Source organism: Phocoenobacter atlanticus subsp. cyclopteri (assembly GCF_018343795.1).
Classification (GTDB): Bacteria; Pseudomonadota; Gammaproteobacteria; order Enterobacterales; family Pasteurellaceae; genus Phocoenobacter; species Phocoenobacter atlanticus.
Genome location: NZ_CP074346.1, coordinates 2,016,023 through 2,037,787 on the forward strand (window position 1 = coordinate 2,016,023; position 21,765 = coordinate 2,037,787).

At 34.8% G+C, this 21,765-nt stretch carries 20 protein-coding genes; 19 read left to right on the forward strand and 1 reads right to left on the reverse strand.

Features of this window, described 5'->3' with window-relative positions:
* Positions 1-55: 55 nt before the first annotated feature.
* The 17 genes from KGI96_RS09695 to KGI96_RS09775 all read left to right on the forward strand — a co-directional run bounded on the left by KGI96_RS09695 (position 56) and on the right by KGI96_RS09775 (position 20,409).
* Positions 56-1,807: an FtsK/SpoIIIE domain-containing protein gene (locus KGI96_RS09695; RefSeq protein ID WP_211597803.1), complete on the forward strand. Its 1,752-nt coding sequence runs from the start codon at positions 56-58 to the stop codon at positions 1,805-1,807.
* Positions 1,783-3,342, forward strand: a complete 1,560-nt coding sequence (locus KGI96_RS09700; protein ID WP_213156459.1) for a leucine-rich repeat domain-containing protein — start codon at positions 1,783-1,785, stop codon at positions 3,340-3,342. The genes KGI96_RS09695 and KGI96_RS09700 overlap by 25 nt, the downstream gene beginning before the upstream one ends.
* Positions 3,343-3,368: 26 nt before the next feature.
* Positions 3,369-3,890 carry a hypothetical protein gene (locus KGI96_RS09705; protein WP_211597801.1) on the forward strand — a complete coding sequence of 174 codons (522 nt, stop codon included), beginning with the start codon at positions 3,369-3,371 and terminating at the stop codon, positions 3,888-3,890.
* Positions 3,891-3,930: 40 nt separating this feature from the next.
* Positions 3,931-4,221 (forward strand): hypothetical protein, encoded by a 291-nt coding sequence (locus KGI96_RS09710; protein WP_211597800.1) that lies wholly within the window; start codon positions 3,931-3,933, stop codon positions 4,219-4,221.
* Between the two features lie 195 nt (positions 4,222-4,416).
* On the forward strand, positions 4,417-5,553 hold the full coding sequence (locus tag KGI96_RS09715) for a hypothetical protein (protein WP_211597799.1): 1,137 nt from the start codon (positions 4,417-4,419) through the stop codon (positions 5,551-5,553).
* Between the two features lie 12 nt (positions 5,554-5,565).
* Complete coding sequence (locus tag KGI96_RS09720) at positions 5,566-6,006, forward strand: hypothetical protein (RefSeq protein WP_211597798.1); 441 nt, start codon at positions 5,566-5,568, stop codon at positions 6,004-6,006.
* A gap of 24 nt (positions 6,007-6,030) precedes the next feature.
* The gene (locus KGI96_RS09725; protein ID WP_211597797.1) at positions 6,031-6,279 is read left to right on the forward strand and encodes a hypothetical protein; all 249 of its coding nucleotides are present in this window, start codon (positions 6,031-6,033) and stop codon (positions 6,277-6,279) included.
* 107 nt (positions 6,280-6,386) lie between these two features.
* Positions 6,387-6,800 carry a preprotein translocase subunit SecE gene (gene secE / locus KGI96_RS09730; RefSeq protein WP_211597796.1) on the forward strand — a complete coding sequence of 138 codons (414 nt, stop codon included), beginning with the start codon at positions 6,387-6,389 and terminating at the stop codon, positions 6,798-6,800.
* A gap of 22 nt (positions 6,801-6,822) precedes the next feature.
* Positions 6,823-7,395, forward strand: coding sequence for a transcription termination/antitermination protein NusG (gene nusG, locus KGI96_RS09735; protein WP_211597843.1), 573 nt, complete (start codon positions 6,823-6,825; stop codon positions 7,393-7,395).
* A 187-nt stretch (positions 7,396-7,582) separates the two neighbouring features.
* Complete coding sequence (gene rplK, locus KGI96_RS09740) at positions 7,583-8,011, forward strand: 50S ribosomal protein L11 (protein ID WP_115316247.1); 429 nt, start codon at positions 7,583-7,585, stop codon at positions 8,009-8,011.
* 3 nt (positions 8,012-8,014) lie between these two features.
* Entirely contained in the window at positions 8,015-8,710 is a 696-nt protein-coding gene (gene rplA / locus KGI96_RS09745) for a 50S ribosomal protein L1 (RefSeq protein WP_211597795.1), read from the forward strand.
* Positions 8,711-9,054: 344 nt separating this feature from the next.
* Positions 9,055-9,546, forward strand: a complete 492-nt coding sequence (gene rplJ, locus KGI96_RS09750; protein WP_211597794.1) for a 50S ribosomal protein L10 — start codon at positions 9,055-9,057, stop codon at positions 9,544-9,546.
* Between the two features lie 65 nt (positions 9,547-9,611).
* The gene (rplL, locus tag KGI96_RS09755) at positions 9,612-9,974 is read left to right on the forward strand and encodes a 50S ribosomal protein L7/L12 (protein ID WP_211597793.1); all 363 of its coding nucleotides are present in this window, start codon (positions 9,612-9,614) and stop codon (positions 9,972-9,974) included.
* A 309-nt stretch (positions 9,975-10,283) separates the two neighbouring features.
* Entirely contained in the window at positions 10,284-14,315 is a 4,032-nt protein-coding gene (gene rpoB, locus KGI96_RS09760) for a DNA-directed RNA polymerase subunit beta (protein WP_211597792.1), read from the forward strand.
* Positions 14,316-14,456: 141 nt separating this feature from the next.
* Positions 14,457-18,719, forward strand: a complete 4,263-nt coding sequence (gene rpoC / locus KGI96_RS09765; RefSeq protein WP_211597791.1) for a DNA-directed RNA polymerase subunit beta' — start codon at positions 14,457-14,459, stop codon at positions 18,717-18,719.
* A 145-nt stretch (positions 18,720-18,864) separates the two neighbouring features.
* Positions 18,865-19,344: a deoxycytidylate deaminase gene (locus KGI96_RS09770; RefSeq protein ID WP_229577165.1), complete on the forward strand. Its 480-nt coding sequence runs from the start codon at positions 18,865-18,867 to the stop codon at positions 19,342-19,344.
* Positions 19,345-20,181: 837 nt separating this feature from the next.
* Positions 20,182-20,409 (forward strand): Flp family type IVb pilin, encoded by a 228-nt coding sequence (locus tag KGI96_RS09775; protein ID WP_211597790.1) that lies wholly within the window; start codon positions 20,182-20,184, stop codon positions 20,407-20,409.
* 20 nt (positions 20,410-20,429) lie between these two features.
* Here the strand turns inward: KGI96_RS09775 and KGI96_RS11155 are convergent, their stop codons facing one another.
* The gene (locus KGI96_RS11155; protein WP_229577280.1) at positions 20,430-20,588 is read right to left on the reverse strand and encodes a hypothetical protein; all 159 of its coding nucleotides are present in this window, start codon (positions 20,586-20,588) and stop codon (positions 20,430-20,432) included.
* Here KGI96_RS11155 and KGI96_RS09780 point away from each other — a divergent pair.
* On the forward strand, positions 20,515-20,904 hold the full coding sequence (locus KGI96_RS09780; RefSeq protein WP_229577271.1) for an A24 family peptidase: 390 nt from the start codon (positions 20,515-20,517) through the stop codon (positions 20,902-20,904). The two genes, KGI96_RS11155 and KGI96_RS09780, sit on opposite strands and share 74 nt — an antisense overlap.
* A 60-nt stretch (positions 20,905-20,964) precedes the next feature.
* Positions 20,965-21,765, forward strand: a complete 801-nt coding sequence (locus KGI96_RS09785; RefSeq protein ID WP_211597788.1) for a CpaB family protein — start codon at positions 20,965-20,967, stop codon at positions 21,763-21,765.

Genomic DNA, 21,765 nt, shown 5'->3' on the forward strand with positions numbered 1-21,765 from the left:
AGTTTAAATTTTGATACACTTAGCATTATAAAAAATGATGAATTAAGGGGCTTTTATGAATAAATATGCGTTTCCTTGGGGAATTTATATCGGTGAACTAACACCAAAAGAAAATGTGGCTGAAACAGAGGATATTCCTGTTTTACTTCCGTCTGAAAAAGGAGGGTTTTGTGTTGATTATGATGAGAAGAGTGAAACAATCAGTAATCAATTTATAGAAAATATCGCTTTGTTATTAATGCAAGCCTTACCCCCTAAATCTCTACATATCTATACCTTTGATTTTGATACTGCCCCACGCTTTCGTTATTTATCGCAATTAAAAACTCAGAAGCTATATCATTTATATGCAAATACTGAGCAGGCAAAAAAAGGCTTTGATGAGTTAGAAGAAATTGCTCGTCACCGTTTACACGATTTATTGCCCCCTGAAATAGCTAACCTGTCTGAATATAATCAAACCGCACAATACCCTGAAAATTATCACTTATTATTAATTAATCTTGATTATTACCCTGATGATTTTATCGGTGTAAAACGTATTAAATCTTTTTTTGAAAGTGCGAGTAAAGCAGGGTTTTATACCATTTTCTATAATGGTGTAGAAGATGATGAAGAGCTAAAAGGCAATCGTGAAAAAAGTCTTAGCTATATCAAACAAAAATTTGCTACATTAAGCATTGAAGATAAAACAGCTAGCTTAAATACAGATTTATTTGAATTTAGTCAGCTATGTGAATTTTATGATTATCAATTAGCCGATACCAACCAAACCCAAATAATTGCAAATATTATTGAAAATCTTACCGCTTGTGAAAAAGAAAATACCGAGAGCGATTTCTTACAGATACCGATAGCCAAAACTCAAGATGGAAGAAGTGATATTTATTTCAGTTTAGGGGCAAATTCACAAAACTATCACGCTATTTTGACAGGTGGCACAGGTTCAGGAAAATCAGTATTATTAAATAATCTGATTATCGGTATTGCCGAACGTTACACTGCCCAACAAGTACAACTCTATTTAATGGATTATAAAAATGGGGTGGAATTTGATGTGTTTAGAAACCATCCTAACTGTGTCAAACTGTTTTTAGATGAAACTGATTTTACGCTTGCTATCGGTATGATTGAAGAATTTACACAAGAATTACAATTGCGAGCAGAGTTAATGAACCAAGCAAAAGTCAAAGATATTGCAAGTTACAATCAACTCAATCTAAATACACCATTACCTTATAAACTGTTAATTATTGATGAAGCCCAACGCTTATTTGAAAGTAATTTTAAACAAAAGCAACATTTTGTTAAATGCTTAGATCATCTATTGCGACAAGGACGAAGTTATGGCTTACATCTTTTATTAGTAACCCAAACACTAAAAGGGTCAGATATACCAAAAGATATTTTAAGTCATATTGCTTTGCGTTTGTCGTTTAAAGTCAATGATATTAGCGATACTTACGCACTGTTTGAAAGTGGAAATACCATTGCAACAACATTAGATAGACATAAATTTGAAGTATTAATCAATACCGATAGCGGTATAAAAATAGCGAACCAAATCGGTCGAGCAAACCCACCCCTTGCTGAAAAAGAGCAAGAACGCATAGCAATAGAAGCTAAACTACAACAAATCAAAGCAAGCCGATTACCACATTTAATTGTAACACCACAAATCTTAAAAGGAACGGTGGTAGAAAATAAAGAAACAGAAAAACAAGCACAGCCAAAAAGTGGTAACAATATATTTATTCAGGATAATAATAAAACAATGCCTGATTGGTTAAATGGGGAGGTGGAATAATGAGTGTTTATCAAGAAATAACTAATCAATATTCAGGTTATCGTGATTACCAACAAGAAGTATCAACGATAAACGATAAATACTGTCAAATTAAAAAAGAACTGCAACCTATTATTGATTGGGCGATTGAAAATGATATTTCAGAAGAACAGTTACCAAGAGAGATTGTAAAACTATCTAAATTAACAGTACTTGATCTTAGTAATAGTCAAATAACAGTCTTGCCAGAGAGTATAGGTAACTTAACACAATTAACTAAGCTTTACCTTTGCAATAATAAACTAACAATTTTACCAGAGAGTTTGGGCAAATTAACACAATTAATAGAGCTTATTGTTCAGTTTAATGAACTTACAGAGTTGCCAGAAAATATTGGTAATTTAACACAGTTAACTAGGTTATGTGTTGGATGGAATGAACTTACAGAGTTGCCAGAAAGTATAAAAAAATTAATTAAGATTAATGAACTTAGGATTGAAGAGAATCAACTTACTGAGTTACCAGAGTGGATTGGAAATTTAACCAATTTAACAAAACTTTTTATTTGTAATAATGAAATTAAAGAATTACCAGAAAGTATTGGAGGTTTAATAAGACTAAATGTACTTTGTCTTAATAATAATAAAGTTACAGAATTGCCAGAAAATATTAGCAATTTAAAACAGTTAACTGACTTATCTATTGCGGGTAATAAACTTACCGAGTTACCAGAGTGGATTGGAAACTTAACTAAATTAACTTATCTTAGTCTTGGACATAGTGAACTTACAGAACTACCAGAGTGGATTGGAAACTTAACTAAATTAACTCATCTTTATCTTTATAGTGAACTTACAGAACTACCAGAGTGGATTGGAAACTTAACTAAATTAGCTCATCTTTATCTTGAACATAGTGAACTTACAGAACTACCAGAGTGGATTGGAAACTTAACTAAATTAACTCATCTTGGTCTTGGAGATAATGAACTTACAGAACTACCAGAGGGGGTTGGAAACTTAACTAAATTAACTTATCTTTATCTTAGAAATAATAAACTTACAGAATTACCAGAAGGGATTGGCAATCTTACTAATCTAGCTTGGCTTAATCTTAGCGGAAATAAACTTAAAACATTGCCCCAAAATATTGGAAATTTAACTAAGTTAACTTGGTTTAAACTTGAAGGTAATGAAATTATAGCCTTACCAGAAAGTTTTTATAATTTACCTAGTAAGATTGTTGAACCAGTGGTTAAACAGGTTAAAGAAAATATTGAAGCTAAAAGAAAAGAACAGGAAAGACTAGAAAAGGAAAGACTAGAAGCTGAACGCAAAGAGCAGGAAATACGAGAAAAGGAAAGACTAGAAGCTGAACGCAAAGAACAGGAAAGGTTAGAAAAAGAAAGGCTAGAAGCTGAACGCAAAGAGCGAGAAAGATTAGAAAAAGAGCGTCAGGAGCAAGAGCGTTTAACAAGGGAAGCGGAGTATAAGCGTAGAGAAGAGGCTAAATTAGTCAATAAAGCGAAAAGATTTGTTAAAGGCTTATTTGGTTAAGATTTTTATCGTTTAAAGAGAAAATTATGAACATCAAAAAAATCTACACAGGTGACTATTCCAAAGAGGGCTATGATAATGGGATTTCTGATAGTAAACAAGGGAAACCTAAATCTCACTTTGGCACATTAAAAAGAAATCCTATTAACTATCTTTGGCAATCGGATAATGCAATTGATAGTTATAGTAAAAGTTATGATATTGGCTATACGGACGGACAGCGTGTTAGCCATAATATCTATTCATCACACAGAGGAGGCAATATGACAGATTTAGAACAACAGGTACATATTTTAGAGCAGGCAAAATCAGCGATTAAACATCACCAAAGTTTATTAGAACAAGCGAATGGTTTATATGGTAAGCAAGTTCAAGCTATGCAAGGGGTGGGTTTTGCAAATGACTATACAAATGAATTATCCAGCCGTTATGAAAGATTAGATTCAACCGTTGAAAATGTGTTAGACGAACTGCGTCAGCAATTAGCAATGATTGACAGTTTTCAAGAGTCTTTACAGCGTATGATTATTGATGCAAAAGATGCGTAACCCTAATAATTTAGTAAAATAATATAAAAAGGATAACAAGATGAGTTATAAACAAACAATTGAAGATCAACTAGCGTGGTGTAATACAACCAGAGATCGATTAGATGAATTTGAATATGCCATTATCAGCGTTGCAAATGGTTATGATAGCATTACGGATGAGCTTAAAAATACTACCGTTTTTGGTGAATTTATAAAACAAGTGGAGTATCGCCAAGAAATGTTTCGTGGTGAAATGAAAACATTGTTACAACAAGTACATACTGAAAATAAAGCCTATGTAGATAAACAGAGTAAGCGTTTATCTCAAGAGTTGTCTAATGTTGGTTAATTGTATAAATACAGGGCTTTAAATCAGTATGATACAAAGTTGATACTTTAAATTTAGACAACAATTAACAATAAATTATATAAAGAGATCAACAAGCGGTCGGATCTTTTTCAAAGTTTGCAAATTCTGATAAGAATCTACCCGCTTGAATTTATTAAAACTAAAAGATTATTTCAATCAATAACTGTCACATTAATGATGAGAAACCCAATAAAAAATATATTAATTCTTTTGTTTATTTTTCTTTTTTATAAAAATATTTCTTATTGTAAAGATTTGGGAAATAGCCAGAGTGACTGGGAAAAATATGGTGTAAAAGACAAAGTAAAATCTTATACAACGACCAAATATACAGTAAAAGAAGTAAATGGAAAAATTATCAAAGATAAGAAATTATGCTCACTATATGACTGTGAGTACTTTCTATTTGATAATAAGGGAAATCTTCTTGAAAAAACGGTTTATGATGAATTAAATCAACCAATATTCGAAGAATATTATCAGTATGATAATAATGGAAATAAAATAGCAGAGCATCGTTATATTAATGGGAATATTAATAATGGTGTAAGCTATAAATATAATACTAATAGAGATAATATTGAAGAGATTCAATATCTTAATAGCCATATATTGACTAAAATAACACGTAAGTATGATATAAATCATAATAAGATTGAAGAAAATACATACAATGTTAAAGGTGGTTTAGATTACAAGTATGGTTATGTCTATGATATCAATAATAATTTGATCCAAAAAAATATATATAGAAATAATGGAAGTTTAGAATATAAAGAAATTTATCAATATGACAAGAATGGAAATCAGATAAACAAGAAAGTAGTTTATACAGAAGGTGAAAGTAAGAATTATAGAATAGAGTATGTTTATAATTCTTACGGAAAGCAGATCAAACAAGTAAAGTATGATGCTAATGGTAGTATTAATTATACGTTTATTTATAAATATGATGATAAGAACAATATGATTCAAAGATCTCACTATATTAAAAATAATTTAAATGAAAGTAAGCAGGATATATTGGTCTATCAAGAAACATCTCAATATGATGTTAATAGAAATATAATTAAGCGGACATATTATGATACTCGTTATAGTGTTGGTTCTATTGATGGAAATTTAATTTCTTATTTTTATAAATATGATGCGAAAGGAAATAATATTGAGCGATATAATCAGAATACAACAAATGACAATACTCAAAAATTAATTTATCAATATGATCAAAAAGGAAATAAAGTCTCTGTAGTTGAATATAAAAATGGTATTGCAACATATCTGACTGAAATAACTTATTATTATTTTTAGGGAGATTGTTTTATGAAAAATAATGAAATAAATATCAGAATAGAAGATTTGCATCACATAAATAGGGAATTGAGCCATTGGAACTTATTTATGCGATATTGGGAATGGCAAGATTATGTTATTGTGAGTTCAATTTTAATCATTTCTTTGATATTGATTGCATATGGAGTATCGCCAGATGGAAAACTTTGTGTCGCCCTTCTTGGTGCTGGGTTAATAATCGGGGCTTTTTTTTATGCAAATGAAAAAGATAATAAAATCATAAGTAAACAATATTCTTATGTATCAGCTAAAAAAAGTAAGCCCCAGAAAATACAAGAGATTTATATTAAGATATTTAAGGAACATATTAACAACCCTCATTTTTTTAAACCTAAAAATCTTGAGTTTGTCATCAATGCAATACAGAGAGAGCAAGAAATGCAAAGTTATCAATCAGTTGGATTGTTTTAAACTTTTTTGGTATCTAGTATTACGGTGTTAGCAACACTTTTCTTTACAGGATCAATGGAGTATGCTTTAAGTGGCTTTGATGATTTTATGAAACTATTTAAAATGATGGGTGGCATTTTTATACTTGCGCTCGGACAGTTTTATTTTATTGAATTTGTGATTTTTAGAGAATTTATTTTATGGCGTCGTCAAAAAAAATTAAGGTTGATTAAAGTGTTAGAAAATATTTATTTAGAACAAGTTATGATAAGTAAGCGGTCACATTTCAATTAAAATTCACAAAAAGTGATAAAAGATCGTGGCAACCGCTGTAGAAAATGGTAGAATTACACGCTTTCAAAATTGAACAATCTTTTCTTTTACACAAATTTAGGTTTTATATGGCAAATAACAATAAAAAGAAAGTCTCTGAAAAAACAGCAGAGATCACATTAAAAAGTAAAGGTGTAAATACATTTTTATGGGTAATTGCTATTACGCTTTTAGCGGTAGCAGCAGTTGGAAATGTTTATTTTACAACACATTTTGGTTTATTAGTTCGCGTCTTATTGATGGTGGGCTTATTGGTTGCAGGCTTGGTTATTGCGGCATTAACTAATGAAGGAATAAGAGCGATTAGATTTTTAAAAGAATCTCGCTTAGAATTAAGAAAAATTATTTGGCCAACACGTCAAGAATCAACGCAAACGACTTTTATTGTGATCGCAATTACCGTCGTGGTATCTTTAGCCTTATGGGCAATGGATTCAATCATTGTTCAGTTAGTGACATTTTTAACTGAGTTGAGGTTCTAAAATGAGTGAAGTTGAAGTAGAAATGGAATCACAAGAACAGCAAGAAGTAGTAACAAAGAGTGATAAACGTTGGTATGTCTTACAAGCTTTTTCTGGTTTTGAATCTCGTGTCGCAATTACTTTGCGTGAATATATTAAACAACACCAAATGGAAGATCAGTTTGGTGAAGTATTAGTACCAACGGAAGAAGTGATTGAGACTGTAGCAGGCAAGCGTCGTAAATCTGAGCGTAAATTTTTTCCAGGTTATGTTCTTGTACAGATGGATATGAACGATGAAACGTGGCATTTGGTTAAAAATGTGCCTCGTGTATTAGGCTTTATTGGTGGAACAGCAGATAGACCTGCTCCAATTACTCAAAAAGAAGCAGATCGTATTTTAAATCGCCTTCAAGAAACTTCTGATAAGCCAAAACACAAAACCACTTTCCAACCAGGAGAATTGGTTCGTGTTACTGAAGGTCCATTTGCAGACTTTTCTGGTACAGTGGAAGAAGTGGATTATGAGAAAAGTCGAGTTAAAGTATCGGTTTCAATCTTTGGTCGTGCAACACCAGTGGAATTAGCCTTTAATCAGATTGAAAAACAGAGTTAATTAAATTGTAAATTTTTATCAAAAACTGACCGCTTGTTTTCGGTGAGTTTTTATGTTTTTGTGAAATCGTTAGGTTTTGCTTGAAAAATGATCGTGGATTCATTAAAATCTGCGGTCTTTATATATTTTTTATATAACAACGGGAAGCTAATTTTTAGCGTTATTACCCATTAAGAGGAAATCAAAAATGGCAAAGAAAGTACAAGCCTATATTAAGTTGCAAGTTGCAGCTGGTGCGGCAAACCCAAGTCCACCTGTTGGTCCTGCGTTAGGTCAACACGGTGTGAATATTATGGAATTCTGTAAAGCGTTCAACGCAAGAACTGACAGTATGGAAAAAGGTTTACCTATTCCTGTTGTAATCACAGTTTACGCAGACCGTTCTTTTACCTTTATTACTAAAACACCACCAGCAGCGGTATTGTTGAAAAAAGCAGCCGGCGTTAAATCTGGTTCTGGTGTACCTAACAAAACTAAAGTAGGTAAAGTAACTCGTGCACAAGTTCAAGAAATCGCAGAATTAAAAGCGGCGGATATGACGGGTGCAACTATTGAAACAATGATGAAATCTATTGAAGGTACTGCACGTTCAATGGGTTTAGTGGTGGAGGACTAATCAATGGCTAAACTTACTAAGCGTATGAAAGCAATTAGAGAAAGTGTTGACGCTACTAAATCTTATGAAATCAACGAAGCAGTTGTTTTATTGAAAAAATTAGCAACAGCAAAATTTGTTGAAAGCGTTGATGTCGCAGTTAATCTAGGTATCGATCCTCGTAAATCAGACCAAAACGTGCGTGGTGCAACTGTGTTACCACACGGAACAGGTCGTGATGTGCGTGTAGCAGTATTTACACAAGGTGCAAATGCGGACGCTGCGAAAGAAGCGGGTGCAGACATCGTGGGTATGGACGATCTTGCTGAATTAGTGAAAAAAGGCGAAATGAACTTTGACGTTGTGATTGCTTCTCCAGATGCAATGCGTGTTGTGGGTCAATTAGGTCAAATTTTAGGTCCACGTGGTTTAATGCCAAACCCTAAAGTTGGAACTGTGACACCAAACGTTGCTGAAGCAGTGAAAAATGCAAAATCAGGTCAGGTTCGCTACCGTAATGATAAAAATGGTATTATCCATACTTCAATTGGTAAAGCTAACTTCTCTGAAGAGCAATTAAAAGAAAATTTAGAAGCATTTTTAGGTGCAGTAATTAAAGCTCGCCCAACAACAGCAAAAGGTGTTTTCGTTAAGAAAGTAAGCCTTTCTACCACTCAAGGTGCTGGTGTTGAAGTGGATCAAGCTTCATTAGCTATCTAACTTTTTGAGTGATGATAAATTCATCACTTTACAGGGTTGAAAATTATTGTTATAATTTTCGACCCTTTAGACTATTTTAGTCTATTTCTGGTTGGTGCTTGACCTTTTTCAAGTCCCGTCCAAGACCGTAGGTGAGAACGCTTATAAATATTGTAGGTGTTTTCTTAATTTTCCTGCGTAGATGGTGTCAGAACGATAGAAGAATTTTTTCTGCTTCTGTTCACCTTTAGCCTCAAAGGTAATGTGAATTATTTTTGAGAATTTTAGAAAAAATCTGACCGCTTAATTTATTTATACTTATGTTATAGAGAGATAAACGGCAGAGGTATCAGGAGCTAAAACCAATGGCATTAAATCTTCAAGACAAACAAGCAATTGTTGCTGAAGTAAATGAAACAGCCAAAGGTGCGCTGTCTGCAGTTATCGCGGATTCTCGTGGTGTGACTGTAGGTAAAATGACTGAATTGCGTAAATCAGCTCGTGAAGCTGGCGTTTCTATTCGTGTGGTTCGTAATACTTTGTTACGTCGTGCAGTAGAAGGGACAGAATATGAGTGTTTAAAAGACGCATTTGTAGGTCCAACACTTATCGCTTTTTCAAATGAACACCCAGGTGCAGCAGCACGTTTGTTCAAAGACTTTGCTAAAGCAAACGATAAGTTTGAAATTAAAGGTGCAGCCTTTGAAGGTAAAATCCAAGATCCAAACTTCTTGGCAACATTACCAACGTTTGACGAAGGAATCGCTCAATTAATGAGTGTAATGAAAGAAGCTTCAGCGGGCAAACTTGTTCGTACTCTTGCAGCTCTTCGTGATCAAATGGAAGCCGCAGCTTAATTTTAGTGATTAAACTAGATTAAGTTGTGCAATTATTAACTTTTTTATTTTAGGAAACAATTGTTATGTCATTAACTAATGAACAAATCATTGAAGCGATTGCTTCAAAATCAGTAACTGAAATCGTAGAATTAATTTCTGCAATGGAAGAAAAATTTGGTGTATCAGCAGCGGCAGCAGCAGTAGTTGCAGGACCAGCTGAAGCAGCAGAAGAAAAAACAGAATTTGATGTTGTATTAAAAGCAGCAGGTGCTAACAAAGTAGCAGCAATCAAAGCAGTACGTAGTGCAACTGGTTTAGGCTTAAAAGAAGCGAAAGACTTAGTTGAATCAGCACCAGCAACCTTAAAAGAAGGTATTGCTAAAGATGAAGCTGAAGCACTTAAAAAACAATTAGAAGAAGCGGGCGCAGAAGTAGAAATCAAATAATTTTGATTTTTCTGTTATGCTCTTTTAGAGACAATGGCTGGTGGATTTTTCCATCAGCCTTTTGTACTTTAAAGAATTTGAGTAGATTTTGTCGTTTTAGTCTACTGAATTATAGTTAGTAAAACTAACTCCATTTCTCCAGCTTATGCCCTATAAGTAGTGATTTTTGACTTATAGCTTGCACAGTTGGAAAACGACACCTCGTAATTAAGAAGAGTAAATAATAATTTACTTTTTATGCCACTTCCAGCCTCTTCTGAGTGCAGGATTGTGAATTCAACTAAAGAATCAATAGTAGAGATATAAAAAATGACGTATTCCTATTCAGAGAAAAAACGTATCCGTAAAAGCTTCGGTAAACGTCAGCAAGTTTTGAATGTTCCTTATTTATTAACAATTCAGCTTGATTCTTTCGATAAGTTTATCCAAAAAGATCCAGAAGGACAGTTAGGTTTAGAAGCGGCATTCCGTTCAGTGTTTCCTATTGTAAGTAACAATGGTAGTACTGAATTACAATACGTTTCTTATGAATTAGGCGAACCAACATTTGATGTTCGTGAGTGCCAAATTCGTGGGATTACCTATGCTGCTCCATTGCGAGTAAAACTTCGTTTGGTAACTTATGATCGTGAAGCCGTTGCTGGAACAGTAAAAGATATTAAAGAACAAAAAGTATATATGGGTGAAATTCCATTAATGACAAACAATGGAACATTTGTCATCAATGGTACAGAGCGTGTAATTGTATCGCAATTACACCGTAGTCCAGGTGTATTTTTTGATAGTGATAAAGGTAAAACTCATTCATCAGGTAAAATCCTGTATAACGCACGTATTATTCCTTACCGTGGATCGTGGTTAGATTTTGAGTTTGATCCAAAAGATAATTTATTTGCTCGTATTGACCGTCGTCGTAAATTACCTGCGACTATTATTTTACGTGCATTAGGCTATTCAACAGAAGAAATTTTAAATTTATTTTTCGATACTATTACATTTAAGATTGAAGATAATAAATTATTGATGACGTTAGTACCAGAGCGTTTACGTGGTGAAACAGCTGCATTTGATATTGAAGCAAATGGCAACGTGTACGTAGAAGCGGGTCGTCGTATTACCGCTCGTCATATTCGTAACTTGGAAAAAGATAATATAGCCCAAATTGAAGTACCTGTTGAGTATATCGTTGGTAAAGTTACAGCGAAAGATTATATTGATCTTGAAACTGGAGAAGTCGTTTGTTCTGCAAATGATGAAATTAATTTAGAATTGTTAGCTAAATTGAGTGCTGCAGGTTATAAAGAAATTGATGTATTATTTACCAATGATTTAGATCACGGTGCTTATATTTCAGAAACATTACGTGTAGATTCAACAACAGATCGTTTAAGTGCATTAGTTGAAATTTATCGAATGATGCGTCCAGGCGAGCCACCAACAAAAGAAGCAGCTGAAGGCTTATTTGATAATATGTTCTTCTCAACAGATCGTTATGATCTTTCTTCTGTGGGTCGTATGAAATTCAATCGCTCTTTGGATATTCCAGGAGAAGAAGGTTCAAGTATTTTAAGCAGCGATGATATCGTTGGCGTAATGAAAAAACTGATTGAAATTCGTAATGGTCGTGGCGAAGTTGATGATATTGACCATTTAGGAAACCGTCGTATTCGTTCGGTGGGTGAAATGGCTGAAAACCAATTCCGTATTGGTTTAGTGCGTGTTGAACGTGCGGTTCGTGAGCGTTTATCATTAGGCGATTTAGAGGGTGTAACCCCACAAGATCTGATCAATGCAAAACCTATTTCTGCGGCAGTGAAAGAGTTCTTCGGATCTTCACAACTTTCGCAATTTATGGATCAAAATAACCCGCTTTCAGAAGTCACCCATAAACGTCGTATTTCTGCATTAGGTCCAGGTGGTTTAACCCGTGAGCGTGCAGGCTTTGAAGTTCGAGATGTTCATAATACTCACTATGGTCGTGTATGTCCGATTGAAACCCCAGAGGGGCCAAATATCGGTTTGATCAACTCACTTTCAGTTTATGCTCGTACGAACAGCTATGGTTTCTTAGAAACACCATATCGTAAAGTTGTTGATGGTCAAGTAACGGAAGAAATTGAATACTTATCAGCAATTGAAGAAGGTCAGTATGTGATTGCTCAGGCAAATGCAAACTTAGACGAAAACTTACGTTTCACAGATACTTATGTGACTGCTCGTGGAGAACACGGTGAATCAGGTTTATTCCGTCCAGAAGATATTCAATATATGGACGTTTCACCACAACAGATGGTATCTGTGGCAGCAGCATTAATTCCATTCTTGGAACACGATGATGCGAACCGTGCCTTAATGGGTGCGAATATGCAACGTCAAGCCGTGCCAACATTACGTGCGGACAAACCATTAGTCGGTACAGGTACAGAAAAAGCCGTTGCACTTGATTCAGGTGTTGCTGTTGTCGCTAAACGTGGCGGTACAATCCAATATGTGGATGCATCTCGTATCGTCGTGAAAGTAAACGAAGATGAAACTATTGCGGGTGAATCAGGTATTGATATTTATAACTTAATTAAATATACCCGTTCAAACCAAAATACCTGTATCAATCAAATCCCTTGTGTGAATTTAGGCGAACCAGTAGAGCGTGGTGAAATTTTAGCAGATGGTCCTTCAACAGATTTAGGTGAATTAGCCTTAGGTCAAAATATTCGTGTGGCATTTATGCCTTGGAATGGATATAACTTTGAAGACTCAATGTTAGTTTCAGAGCGTGTGGTTCAAGAAGATCGTTTCACAACTATCCATATTCAAGAATTATCTTGTGTGGCACGTGATACGAAACTAGGCTCAGAAGAAATCACAGCGGATATTCCAAATGTGGGTGAATCTGCATTAAGCAAACTTGATGAATCAGGTATTGTTTATGTCGGTGCGGAAGTAAAAGGTGGCGACATTTTGGTGGGTAAAGTTACACCAAAAGGCGAAACTCAATTAAGCCCAGAAGAAAAATTACTACGAGCGATCTTCGGTGAAAAAGCATCAGACGTAAAAGATTCATCATTACGTGTACCAAACAGCATTTCAGGTACCGTTATTGATGTTCAAGTCTTTACCCGTGATGGTGTAGAAAAAGATAAACGTGCATTAGAAATCGAAGAAATGCAGTTGAAAGAAGCGAAGAAAGATTTAGTGGAAGAATTAACCATTCTTGAAGCTGGCTTATTCTCTCGTGTTCGCAACTTGTTGATTGTAAGTGGTGTATCAGACACTGAACTTGATAAAACACAACGTGAAAAATGGTTAGAATTAACCATTGATGACGAAGAAAAACAAAATCAACTTGAGCAACTTGCTGAGCAGCACGAAGAGTTACGTAAAGAATTTGAACGTAAGTTAGAAATCAAACGTAACAAAATTATTCAAGGCGATGATTTAGCACCAGGTGTGTTGAAAGTGGTTAAAGTTTACCTTGCGGTTAAACGCCATATTCAACCTGGTGATAAAATGGCGGGACGTCACGGTAACAAAGGGGTTATCTCAAAAATAAATCCTGTGGAAGATATGCCGTATGATGAAAATGGTCAGCCTGTTGAGATCGTATTAAACCCATTGGGTGTACCATCTCGTATGAACATCGGTCAGATTCTTGAAACTCATCTAGGTTTAGCAGCCAAAGGTATTGGTGATCAAATCAACCAAATGCTTAAACAGCAACAAGAAATTGCTAAATTACGTGAGTATATTCAAAAAGCCTATGATTTAGGACAAGGTGTGCAAGTTGTTGATCTAAATACATTTAGTGATGAAGAAGTTATGCGATTAGCAGAAAATCTTCGTAAAGGTATGCCACTTGCCACTCCAGTGTTTGATGGTGCTTATGAGAGTGAAATTAAAGGCTTATTAGAATTAGGCGGATTGCCAGCATCTGGTCAGATTACTTTATATGATGGTTGTACAGGTGAAAAATTTGAACGTCCAGTAACTGTTGGTTATATGTATATGCTGAAATTGAATCACTTAGTTGATGATAAAATGCACGCACGTTCAACGGGTTCTTATAGTCTTGTTACTCAACAGCCATTGGGTGGTAAAGCACAATTTGGTGGTCAGCGTTTCGGAGAGATGGAAGTATGGGCATTAGAAGCATACGGTGCTGCTTATACCCTACAAGAAATGCTTACGGTTAAATCCGATGATGTGAATGGTCGAACTAAAATGTATAAAAACATTGTGGATGGCTCACACCATATGGAACCAGGTATGCCAGAATCCTTTAATGTAATTACGAAAGAAATTCGTGCATTAGCCATTGATATGGAGTTGGATGAATCAAAGTAATCTAAATATTACTTTAAAGCGGTAAGATACTCTTAAAAATTTGCAAATTTTTGAAAATATCTAACCGCTTCCAACAAAATAAAATTTCATTGTTTAAGGCATTGCCTTAAATAAACTTTAATTCCTTGTCAGGAGTAGAAAGTGAAAGACTTAGTAAAGTTTTTAAAATCACAATCTCAAACAAATGATGATTTTGATGCAATTAAAATTGGTTTAGCGTCACCAGATAAGATCCATTCGTGGTCTTTTGGAGAAGTGAAAAAGCCAGAAACAATTAATTACCGAACATTTAAGCCAGAACGTGATGGTCTTTTCTGCGCACGTATTTTTGGACCAGTAAAAGATTATGAATGTCTTTGCGGAAAATATAAACGCTTAAAGCACCGTGGTGTAATTTGTGAAAAATGTGGTGTTGAAGTTACCCAAACTAAAGTGCGTCGTGATCGTATGGGTCATATTGATCTTGCGTGTCCTGTAGCTCATATTTGGTTCTTAAAATCATTGCCATCTCGTATCGGTATTATCTTAGATATGCCATTACGTGATATCGAACGTGTGCTTTATTTTGAATCTTATGTGGTTGTAGAGCCAGGTATGACTGATCTTGAAAAAGCACAGTTATTAACAGAAGAACAATTCTGGGAAGCTGAAGAGCGTTGGGGTGATGAATTTGAAGCAAAAATGGGTGCAGAAGGTATCCAAGATTTACTTCGTGAGTTAGATTTAGATCGCGAATGTGAAATGTTGCGTGAAGAATTACAAGAAACCAATTCAGAAACCAAACGTAAAAAAATCACCAAGCGTTTAAAAGTATTGGAAGCTTTCCAGTATTCTGGTAATAAACCAGAGTGGATGGTATTAAAAGTATTACCTGTATTACCACCAGATTTACGTCCATTAGTGCCACTTGATGGTGGTCGTTTTGCAACATCAGATTTGAATGATTTATACCGTCGTGTAATCAACCGTAATAACCGTTTAAAACGTTTATTAGATTTAGTTGCACCAGACATCATCGTACGTAACGAAAAACGTATGCTACAAGAGTCTGTAGACGCATTATTAGATAATGGTCGTCGTGGTCGTGCAATTACCGGTTCAAACCGTCGTCCACTTAAATCATTAGCGGATATGATCAAAGGTAAACAAGGTCGTTTCCGTCAAAACTTATTAGGTAAACGTGTAGATTATTCAGGTCGTTCGGTAATTACCGTAGGTCCATATTTACATTTACACCAATGTGGTTTACCGAAAAAAATGGCGTTGGAATTATTCCGTCCATTTATTTACTCTAAATTAGAAGGTCGTGGCATTGCTTCAACAATCAAAGCGGCGAAGAAAATGGTTGAGCGTGAAGAGCCGATTGTTTGGGATATCTTAGCGGAAGTTATCCGTGAACACCCAATCTTATTAAACCGTGCACCAACACTTCACCGTTTGGGTATCCAAGCGTTTGAACCATTGTTGATCGAAGGTAAAGCGATTCAGTTACACCCATTAGTTTGTGCGGCATTCAATGCGGACTTCGATGGAGACCAAATGGCGGTTCACGTACCATTAACACTTGAAGCTCAATTAGAAGCGCGTGCGTTAATGATGTCAACCAACAACGTGTTATCTCCTGCAAATGGTGAGCCAATTATCGTACCTTCTCAGGACGTTGTATTAGGTCTTTACTATATGACGCGTGAGAATGTTAATGCGTTAGGTGAAGGGATGTATTTCTTAGATCCACGTGAAGCCGAAAAAGCGTACCGTACAGGTCAAGCAGAATTACACGCACGTGTTAAAGTTCGTATTACGGAATATCAAAAATCAGAAAGTGGTAACTATGTTGCAACAACGAATTTAGTCGATACAACTGTGGGTCGTGCAATTTTATGGATGATTGCACCAAAAGGTATGCCATTTGCACTGTTTAACCAAACATTAGGTAAAAAAGCCATTTCAAAATTAATTAACGAAAGCTATCGTCATTTAGGTTTGAAAGAGAGTGTTATTTTTGCTGACCAAATTATGTATACAGGTTTTGCTTATGCGGCACGTAGTGGTGCATCAGTGGGTATCGATGATATGGTTATTCCTGATGAAAAACAATCGATTATTTCAGCAGCGGAAACGGAAGTTGCGGAAATTCAAGAACAGTTCCAATCAGGTTTAGTTACGGCAGGTGAGCGTTACAATAAAGTCATCGATATTTGGGCAGCCGCTAATGAGCGTGTTGCAAAAGCGATGATGGAAAATCTTTCAACAGAAGAAGTTAAAAACCGCCAAGGTGAAATAGAAATACAACCTTCATTCAATAGTATTTTTATGATGGCAGATTCAGGAGCACGTGGTTCAGCAGCTCAGATTCGTCAGCTTGCAGGTATGCGTGGTCTGATGGCAGCACCAGATGGTTCGATCATCGAAACACCAATTACGGCAAACTTCCGTGAAGGTCTAAATGTACTTCAGTACTTTATCTCAACCCATGGGGCACGTAAAGGTCTTGCGGATACAGCACTTAAAACAGCAAACTCTGGGTACTTAACCCGTCGTTTAGTTGATGTGGCACAAGATTTAGTGATTGTTGAAGATGACTGTGGAACAGATAAAGGTATTGTAATGACACCGCTTATTGAAGGTGGTGATGTTAAAGAACCATTACGTGAGCGAGTATTAGGACGAGTAGTTGCCGAAGATGTTGTTAAACCTGGAACAGAAGAAATTTTAATTCCTCGCAATACATTACTTGATGAAAAATGGTGTGATGTGATTGATGTTGAATCTGTTGATGTAATTAAGGTTCGTTCAGTAGTAACTTGTGATACAGACTTCGGTGTGTGTGCAAAATGTTACGGACGTGATCTGGCTCGTGGTCATATCATCAACCAAGGTGAAGCCGTTGGGGTTATCGCAGCACAATCAATTGGGGAACCGGGTACACAGTTAACGATGCGTACGTTCCATATCGGGGGAGCGGCATCAGCAGCAGCGAAAGAATCTAGCGTTCAAGTGAAAACTGCAGGGACATTAAAACTGGCGAACGCAAAATTTGTAACTAACAAAAATGGTAAACTCGTCATTACTTCTCGTACTACTGAAATAACGGTTATTGATGCCTTTGGTCGTACTAAAGAGAAATATAAAGTGCCTTATGGTACTATTCTTTCTAAAGGTGATGGAGCAGAAGTTGAAGCGGGTGAAGTCGTTGCAAACTGGGATCCTCACGCATTACCAATTATTGCAGAAGCTAGTGGTTTTATTCAGTTTAGCGATGTAATTGATGGTGTGACTGTTACTCGTCAAACGGATGAGCTGACAGGTTTATCATCCATTGTTGTACAAGATGTTGGTGAACGTACTGCTACAGGTAAAGATTTGCGTCCAGCATTAAAACTGGTGGATAAAAAAGGTAATGATGTATTGATTCCAGGTACTGATGTGCCAGCTAACTATTTCTTAGCCGGTAAATCTATTGTTAGCTTAACAGATGGTGCTGAAATTTCAGTCGGTGATGCGTTAGCTCGTATGCCTCAAGAGTCTGTAGGAACTAAAGATATTACTGGGGGTCTTCCTCGCGTAGCAGATTTATTTGAAGCACGTAAACCAAAAGAACCAGCAATCTTAGCAGAAATCTCAGGTATTATTTCATTTGGTAAAGAAACCAAAGGAAAACGTCGCTTAGTGATTACACCAGCAGAAGGCGAAGCATATGAAGAAATGATTCCAAAATGGCGTCAGCTTAATGTGTTTGAAGGTGAGATGATCCAACGAGGTGATGTAATCTCCGATGGTCCTGAAATGCCTCACGATATCTTACGTTTACGTGGTATTCACGCAGTAACGGATTATATTGTAAACGAAGTGCAAGAAGTTTACCGCTTACAAGGGGTAAAAATTAACGATAAGCACATCGAGGTAATTGTTCGTCAGATGTTACGTAAAGGAATTATCACAAACGCATATGACTCTGAATTCCTAAATGGAGAACAGGTTGAAGTGGCACGAGTGAAAATTGTGAACCGTAAACGTGAAGCAGAAGGTAAACCATTGGTTGAATATCAACGTGAATTATTAGGTATTACCAAAGCATCACTTGCAACAGAATCCTTTATTTCTGCTGCATCGTTCCAAGAAACAACACGTGTGCTTACTGAAGCCGCTGTTGCGGGTAAACGTGATGAATTACGAGGCTTAAAAGAGAACGTAATTGTTGGTCGTTTAATTCCTGCGGGTACTGGTTTTGCGTATCATCAAAAACGTGCTCAGAAACGTTTACAAAGTGACGTTAAGCTAGATCTAACATCAGTAGCGATGTCTGAAGAGCAACCTGTTGTAATTGCAACAGAGCAATCTTCTGCAACAGATGAAGCAGCTCAAAGTTTAGCTGCGTTATTAAATGCAGGTTTAGATAATTAATTGAATTGATATCTAAATAATATAAATAAACCCTTTACTAAAACGTAAGGGGTTTTTTTATAGATTTTATATTGATTTTAGAAAATTAATAGCTTAGATTAAAAAGAGCAAGATGATAAATTTTAAAAAATTATAGGATATTATTATGAGAAAAAATTATATTGATTGGGATTGCTATTTTATGGGGATTGCAATCCTATCAGCAATGAGAAGTAAAGATCCTAATACTCAGGTGGGGGCTTGTATTGTGAATCAAGATCACCGAATAATCGGAGTAGGATATAATGGCTTTCCTGCTGGGTGTAAAGATGAGGATTTCCCTTGGGCAAGAGAAGGTGATTTACTTGATACCAAATACCCCTATGTTTGCCACGCAGAACTTAATGCCATATTAAATAGTATTAAATCCTTAAAAGATTGTATTATCTATGTTGGGCTTTTTCCTTGTAATGAATGCAGTAAAGCAATCATCCAAAGTGGCATTAAAGAAGTGGTCTATTTATCAAATAAATATGCACATACTGATACTCAAAAAGCATCACAGAAAATGCTTGATAGTGCAGGGGTAAAATATCGACAATTACAAACGGAAAAAGAGAAGATAGAACTTTATTTTGATAAATGATAGCGGTGAGATGTTAAAGAAAATTTACAAAATTCCAAATAACCTATTTGAAGATAGGATTCAAGGATAACCTTGAACCCTATTTTCAGCACTTCACAGTTTGTGGAACAGTGTCAGAAACTCCGAATATCTTTCCTTCAATAATTAATCTATATTTATATACTGGGTTATTTTATTCACATCAACGACAAGATTTTCATCACATACCATAAAATCTATATTTTTTAACAAAATATAAACGGCATAATATTACTTAAAATTTAGGTGTAATGGACATTTTAATGGTTTTCTTGAGATGTTACTATCTAATAGATCAGGGCAAGATCATACTTTTAAACTTATAATATTTTAGTTATTTATTAAGCGTTGAACAAAAACTATTCGACTGGTGTTTATTTATACCTGTAAGATGGCAATAAAGTTTATTCCCAAATTAAAATAAACCCTTATTTTAATAATATGCATATTATTCGTCCAAAATTATTTTGCCCTTAATTTACTTAGATACTTTTTATGCCAAAAGCTCAACTGGTCAGACCTTAAGAGGTAAATAAAAATTATCTAATAAATCAATATGTTATAAAATAAAAAATCTTTTTATTATAAAATAAAAGAATAAATATTTATTTCGAACATAAAATGAACAGTTAGAGATGTGCTTGTATTGATTATTTCAATTTTTTGTTTATAATCCGCACAAGCATTTATTATTTATTATAAGGATATATAAGGATATATAAGGATATATAAGGATATATAAGGATAATAAATGTTTGGTCGGGAAAATTGCCTTTTAAATACATTATATTAACTTTTAAAGTTATAAGGATATATCAAATGTTAAATATGTTAACAATTCAAGCTTATGTTTCTGTAACAGAAGCATTTCGTCAATTAAAAAACAACCAACGTGGTGTAACTGCAATTGAGTACGGTTTAATCGCTGTATTTATTGCTGCATTCATTATTGTTGTTTTCGGTTCAGACGACGGTTTCATTTCTAAAATGAAAACTAAATTTGAGCAATTGGGTACGTCAATTACTGCTGTGAGTGTATCTAAATAATAATATAACATATATTATTTTTAGACATTTAGTCCTGAAATTTCAGGATTAAATGTTTTCCTTAAAGGATTTATAATGATTTTTTTGATTTTTGTCTGTTGTATCTTGGCTTGGCTTTCTTGGACAGATATTTCAGCAAGAATAATTAGTAACAAGGCTGTATTGGTTCTTCTCATCACATTATTACCTTTTTGTTGGATGTTTCACAAGCAAGTTTTTCTTATCCCTGCAATGATTACATTCGTAATAGGTTTTCTACTGTTTATATTAAAAGTAATAGGTGGGGGAGATGTAAAGTTAATAACTGTATTGATGCTCGCAATACCTTATAAACAAGTTACTTCTTTTCTGTTTTTAACAAGTTTTTTTGGATTATTACTTGTGATTTTTGGGTGGCTTTTTTTTAGAAAAAACATTAAGAAACAGGGATTACCCTATGGTGTTGCCATTAGTCTAGGCTTTCTGACTAATTTTTGGTTGTATCACTCGTCCTAAGTGATAAACCTTATTTGTAAAGTGCTAACTTTACCACTAATTTATTTTTAAGGATTAATAATGAATTATCGTGTCTTATTTATAATGTCTCTTTTTATTTTGTTTGTGGGATTTGCGGGACTGTTTTTTATGCCGAATTCATTCAGCGAGCAAGCCCCTCTGCCGATTAAAGATTCATCTCAAAAAATAAAAGATTTTGTTGAAGATGTTTCATCTAAAAGACAAGTCATTATTACCGCAACATCTAATAAAGATCTCAATAAAGGTATGTTATTAAAAGAGGAAGATTATCAGCTTTCCGAGATGACTATAGAAGTTAAAGAAGGAGATGATGAACCTTTATTATCTCATGATTTAAAACTTCTTTTTGAAAAATCAAAACATAATTCATTGCAAGGTTTTTTATTAAATCAAAACATAACAAAAGGTTCTATTCTTGCTCCTAAAGTGCTTGTATCTCCCGATTCGTCTGAGTTTTTAATTTCGAGTATCGATCCCAAGCAAGAGGTTGCCTATAAGGTATCTGTGGATATAAATAGTGATTATATTTTACAAACAACGAAAGCTGGGACTTATGTTTCTGTGTATTCTTATCAGGGGGGTGTGGGTAGAGAAAATCAAAATCGTAATGATTTAATAAAAGTTGTGGATAATGTACTTGTTTTACAAACAAACACAATACCAAAAGAAGAACAAGATAAAAATACAAGAATTACAGGTTTTGTGACATTAAAAATGACTGCAGAGCAAGTGAAAAAATTATACACCTTACCGATGGGTGCAAATTTGGTGTTATTACCCACGGACAAACCAACACCGGTAGACGCTCGTGGTATATTTATTCGTAAATTAAGAGGTTAA

Excerpts from the sequence above, each read along its gene's own strand:
- rpoB (WP_211597792.1), top strand. The coding sequence starts at position 10,284 with ATGACGTATTCCTATTCAGAGAAAAAACGTATCCGTAAAAGCTTCGGT.
- secE (WP_211597796.1), top strand. The coding sequence starts at position 6,387 with ATGGCAAATAACAATAAAAAGAAAGTCTCTGAAAAAACAGCAGAGATC.
- KGI96_RS09785 (WP_211597788.1), top strand. The coding sequence starts at position 20,965 with ATGAATTATCGTGTCTTATTTATAATGTCTCTTTTTATTTTGTTTGTG.
- rplK (WP_115316247.1), top strand. The coding sequence starts at position 7,583 with ATGGCAAAGAAAGTACAAGCCTATATTAAGTTGCAAGTTGCAGCTGGT.
- rplA (WP_211597795.1), top strand. The coding sequence starts at position 8,015 with ATGGCTAAACTTACTAAGCGTATGAAAGCAATTAGAGAAAGTGTTGAC.
- KGI96_RS09695 (WP_211597803.1), top strand. The coding sequence starts at position 56 with ATGAATAAATATGCGTTTCCTTGGGGAATTTATATCGGTGAACTAACA.
- KGI96_RS09705 (WP_211597801.1), top strand. The coding sequence starts at position 3,369 with ATGAACATCAAAAAAATCTACACAGGTGACTATTCCAAAGAGGGCTAT.
- KGI96_RS09770 (WP_229577165.1), top strand. The coding sequence starts at position 18,865 with ATGAGAAAAAATTATATTGATTGGGATTGCTATTTTATGGGGATTGCA.
- nusG (WP_211597843.1), top strand. The coding sequence starts at position 6,823 with ATGGAATCACAAGAACAGCAAGAAGTAGTAACAAAGAGTGATAAACGT.
- rplJ (WP_211597794.1), top strand. The coding sequence starts at position 9,055 with ATGGCATTAAATCTTCAAGACAAACAAGCAATTGTTGCTGAAGTAAAT.
- KGI96_RS09710 (WP_211597800.1), top strand. The coding sequence starts at position 3,931 with ATGAGTTATAAACAAACAATTGAAGATCAACTAGCGTGGTGTAATACA.
- KGI96_RS09775 (WP_211597790.1), top strand. The coding sequence starts at position 20,182 with ATGTTAAATATGTTAACAATTCAAGCTTATGTTTCTGTAACAGAAGCA.
- rplL (WP_211597793.1), top strand. The coding sequence starts at position 9,612 with ATGTCATTAACTAATGAACAAATCATTGAAGCGATTGCTTCAAAATCA.
- KGI96_RS09720 (WP_211597798.1), top strand. The coding sequence starts at position 5,566 with ATGAAAAATAATGAAATAAATATCAGAATAGAAGATTTGCATCACATA.
- KGI96_RS09715 (WP_211597799.1), top strand. The coding sequence starts at position 4,417 with ATGATGAGAAACCCAATAAAAAATATATTAATTCTTTTGTTTATTTTT.